The 4,324-nt window shown below is 59.0% G+C and carries 4 protein-coding genes and 1 pseudogene; 2 read left to right on the top strand and 3 right to left on the bottom strand.

All coding sequences use genetic code 11. From position 1 onward, the window contains the following. Both ACWDUA_RS25465 and ACWDUA_RS25460 read right to left on the bottom strand, forming a co-directional pair. Positions 1 to 119: pseudogene (locus ACWDUA_RS25465) on the bottom strand (ATP-binding protein); the annotation flags it as partial. Continuing rightward, complete coding sequence (locus tag ACWDUA_RS25460) at positions 116 to 397, bottom strand: hypothetical protein (RefSeq protein ID WP_449753810.1); 282 nt, start codon at positions 395 to 397, stop codon at positions 116 to 118. The pseudogene ACWDUA_RS25465 and the gene ACWDUA_RS25460, both read right to left, overlap by 4 nt. An 81-nt stretch (positions 398 to 478) precedes the next feature. Here ACWDUA_RS25460 and istB point away from each other — a divergent pair, with 81 nt between their 5' ends. Both istB and ACWDUA_RS25450 read left to right on the top strand, forming a co-directional pair. Then, on the top strand, positions 479 to 1,336 hold the full coding sequence (gene istB, locus ACWDUA_RS25455) for an IS21-like element helper ATPase IstB (RefSeq protein ID WP_449753809.1): 858 nt from the start codon (positions 479 to 481) through the stop codon (positions 1,334 to 1,336). Between the two features lie 144 nt (positions 1,337 to 1,480). After that, complete coding sequence (locus ACWDUA_RS25450; protein ID WP_449753808.1) at positions 1,481 to 2,029, top strand: hypothetical protein; 549 nt, start codon at positions 1,481 to 1,483, stop codon at positions 2,027 to 2,029. Positions 2,030 to 2,177: 148 nt separating this feature from the next. On the opposite strand, the gene ACWDUA_RS25445 is transcribed toward ACWDUA_RS25450, so the two are convergent. Continuing rightward, complete coding sequence (locus ACWDUA_RS25445; protein WP_449753807.1) at positions 2,178 to 3,866, bottom strand: AIPR family protein; 1,689 nt, start codon at positions 3,864 to 3,866, stop codon at positions 2,178 to 2,180. Positions 3,867 to 4,324 lie beyond the last annotated feature (458 nt).

The following is a 4,324-nucleotide window of genomic DNA, read 5'->3' as shown; positions in this document are numbered from 1 at the left end:
CGTTGAGCGCGCGCGGTGGCCAGAACGTCTGCGGTGATGGCGCGGGCGTGTGGCAGGCGGAGTTGTTTCATCAATGCCTCTACCTCGGCGGGTAGTGGCTGGGGCAGGGTGGAAGTCACGACTGGTGCCCCTGATCGTTGGTGTCGTTGGTGTCGTTGGAGGGTGTGATGGTGTTGGTGCCCAGTGCATTCCATCCTTTCGTTCCTTGGGCCAGGGATGAGTGTTCGGTGGCATTGTGGCGGGTGAGGTCCAGGCCCTTGCTGGCCAGTATCGAGTCGAGGTCGCCGGTGGCGAACCGGCCGTGGACCGCGGCATGCCCCAACGCCCAGTCCACATCGTTACCGCCGTGTAGGGCGGATGCAGCAGAAGCATTGCGCCACAACAACACAAACAACACCACCACCGACGATTCCGCCGAGACGTCGGTGATCGATCTCAGCGTCTACGAACGCGCCGCACAGAACAGGACCTCCCTTCCATGACCACCACCAACAACTTGACCCGAGTCAGCACGTCCAATACTGTTGAACCGCAACCACAATCAGAGATCTCGGTGTATCAGCAACTGCGTGGGCACCTCGCGGTGCTCAAACTCGACGCCGCCGCCGAAGCATTGCCGCAGGTGTTGCAGACCGCTGGCGAGCAGGACTGGTCGATGACCCAGACCCTCGAGCACCTGCTGGGCATCGAGGTCGATGCGACCGAGGCCCGTCGACTGGCCGGGCGGTTGCGGTTCGCCTGCCTGCCCACCCCGGCCACCCTCGAGGGGTTCGACTACGACGCCGCGCCCGGTGTGGACCGGGCGCTGATCCGCGAACTCGGAACCTGCGCCTACCTCGAGTCAGCGACCAACGTGCTGCTCGTCGGCCCACCCGGGACCGGCAAAACGCACCTGGCCGTCGGGTTGGCCCACGCCGCGGTGCACGCCGGATATCGCACCTATGTGACCACCGCGGCCGACCTCGCCGCCCGCTGCCGCAAAGCCGCGATCGAGGGCAGGTGGGCCACCTGCATGCGGTTCTTCGCCGGACCGACTCTGCTGGTGATTGACGAACTTGGCTATCTTCCGTTGCCCGCCGAAGCCGCATCCGCACTATTTCAGGTTGTGGCGCAACGATATTTGAAAACCAGCATCGTCATCACCACCAACCGGTCAGTCGCTGAATGGGGCGAAGTCCTCGGCGACACCACCGTCGCCGCGGCCATGCTCGACCGACTCCTGCACCGCTCAGTCGTACTCAAACTCGACGGCGACTCCTACCGACTCCGCGACCACCACGCCCGCACCCAAAACCAGCGGGCAGCTACCGCGCCGACACGCAGATCGCTACAGTAGGAGCCGCCCACAGGTGGGGAATTTCAGTGAGCACACCTGAGGAATTTTTCTGAGCCTCGTCACAGGATCAGCTACCAGCTCGCGGCGTCGAATTTGGTGGACAACCTTCCAGAAACTCAGCGACTTCGTTTTCATTCTGAGGCGATGGATCTCGCCCGAACAACACCGATGTCGGGGTCAGATGCCATTCACGCATCACTCGGTGATCCCCTTGGCTTCATGCGATGGAACGGCGCGGTAGACAGTCGACCTTCCGCGCTCTTCCTAGCAGCGCGGCTGGCCAAGACCGACGCCGAGCAGGAACAAGTGCGAGCACTCGGCGTTCAACTCGCCACTGCCGTTTCCGCCGATCACTCAGACATCGCTCACGCAATCCTCTCCCTCGACACGCCCATCGTCGATCCCTTGCTCGAAGTGCTCGCCGCCGCACCGCAGAAGGAGCTGCGATGCGCGGCGGCGATCATGAGCGCACGCTCAGGAAATGACTCCATCGCCCAGAGGCTAGCAGCCGACAAAGAACCCCTCGTGCGGCGAACGCTTGCCAAGGCGATTCGTCACCGCGAGGAAAATCCCGCCACCCGGGCACTTCGAGAGGACCCCCGCTGGTCAGTCCGACGACTCGTGCAACCTGAAGACGGGTTGTCGCGTGGCGAATCGCCCACAGAGGACGGCGGCGGACTCGCCGCCCGGTAGATTGGGCCGCCCGTTGCAGGACGAGATCGGCGCGTCTCGGATGACGGAGGCTGGTTCGCGGTCGCACAGCACCCAGGATCTGGGTCAACGATCGGTTACCTGCCTTGTCTTTATCGCCGGTAGTAGAAACGCCACTTCGACAACTAATTCAACGAGCCGGATCGTTCACCGAATCGAGCAATGCTTCGACGCGCTTACGGTTTTTGAAGAGTTGGCCAGGGTATGCATTGTCCGGAAAGTTTGCCACGAGTTCTTTCACGACTCGCGTTGCACGAGCTGGTAGCTCTGCTAGTAGTACCTCGAAGTCAAAGTCTGGATTAGACAACTGCTTCGTAGTGGTGTTCGCGAGGAGCGTGTGGCAAATGCAGTTCTTGGCGTGCAGCGCAACTCCGTAGAGTAGCCCGTCGGATTCGTCCTGAACTTCGTCGAGCGCCTCCTCTATTGCAGAGTATGCGCGATAGGCTCGTGACACGAGAAGGCCGTCTGTGGACGAGTTGAAGAGGCTGCGATAGGTCGAGGAATCGGTATCGAAGAGTCTGGAGACTTCGCGTTTCGCCAGCGTGGCATCACCCAAAGTGCCTATCACACAAGCTAGGGCCACCGCCGCGCTCCGAGAAGTTATCTCCGTAAGCTTCGTATCGACACTGATCTCGCCGCTTCTCAGCACGTAGTCGAATCCCAGTGTGCGAAGCTCCTCTTTGATTCGTTGTTGGTTGTCATCGAGAGATGCAAAATCTTGAAGGCTGACGAAGTTCTGCGTGTTCGTGTAAGTGGTGATTAATCGAGCAGTTCTATTCTCGTCCTCTGGAACCTCGATCAGACGGACATGAACCATCGCCGAGTTCTCAGCCGGCGGCTGTGCCTTTTCGTTCGAACCAACTTTATTAGTCGTCAATGCGCGGGCAATTGCGCTCACGGTTTGAGCACCATTTATTATGCTTGCCTTCTTGGCAAGGAAGTTTCCAGAGTCGTGACTGAGTGAGCCTTGTAGGCTCGATTCTATTCTTGCAGCCAGTATAGTTATTCCGTTGTTGTAATACCAAAACTTCTCGGGATCGCCGAGAAGTGTGGAATGGATGCCATCATTAATGTCGGAACTGGGCAGGCTAACACGGATGTTGTCTTTGAATAGTCGAACGCCATGAGTATGAAACCAACCAGCGATCTGATTTACGCTGGCGCGACCGTAGAACGCGCGCAGGGGGCCGTCGACCGCCGCCCACCCTTGAAGGGATACTGATAGTTCGATGTTTGACTCGGGGACATTTGAGATGGTTTTGAAAAGGTCAGACTGGACGTATTCCTTCGCGGAGGCGATGGGTTCGATCGAATCGTCACCAATGCCATTGATTGCGTCCAGAAGTTCTTTGATCGGCTGTGCGCAAACGCTACCCAGCCGGTTCTGCGCTGTTGTGACAACGATCATCTTCAACCTTGCGCCGGGCCGCGCCAAGATCTCGTTGACTGCGTGATCCATCTCCACGCTCATTTCGGTAGTGCCCTGGCCCATGTGTAGGAGCGCTTCTACTCCGCTCTTGAACTTGAGCACGCCAGCCAGGTCCACAGAACCGGTGCCATCTGCTCGCCATTTCGACTGAACAAGAGTGACGATGCCGCTCTCTCTGTCTATCGCGATTGCGTCTATGCCGCGGTCTCTTCCGCCATCCGTTACTTCGATCATGACTTCGTCGGAACTATCTCCGGAAATCTCGAGATCGATAGCGTACCTCGCCAAGATCCGACTGAGATTCGATTCATCAGATATAGTGTTGTCCCACAGGTCGACGTAAGCGCCTCGAAGGTGAGTAGCTATCTGCGTCACATGGAACTTGCTCATCGCCTTCTAATCCTCTGTATGCAATATCGCTCAGTGGTCCCGGTGGGTAACGCCGCCGTCACGCCATTGATACTATGCTACGCATGATACGACCGGCGGCCTCCCGGGAGCCGGTGGCCTTCGAGCAGGCGATTGACCGGAGTTGACGCACTCCGAGTGGATGGTTTCTAACCTCGATGTTTCGCGGGGTGACGCCCGCTGTGTGAGTGGGTCCGGTGGGGTGGTCGGAGGACCGAATTCCGGACCGAGGCCGTGAGTATGTGGCCGAGCGTCGATGGGCGTCGGGGTTCACGGCCCCGAGGTGGGTTGTCCTTTCGTTGGTGGTCAGATGTGGCTGGAAGTCAGCCAGGTTTGGGAAGTGCTGCTAGGGCGTGTCTCCTAACTGCGAAGGTGTGAGGCGGGCACACTGCCTTGGTGGCGATGACGAGTTCGAGGTATCAGGTGTTCACCGATGAACA

It is taken from the genome of Gordonia sp. NPDC003376 (assembly GCF_053589235.1).
Note: the sequence above shows the minus strand (reverse complement) of the source record. Positions and strands in the feature narration are given on the sequence as shown.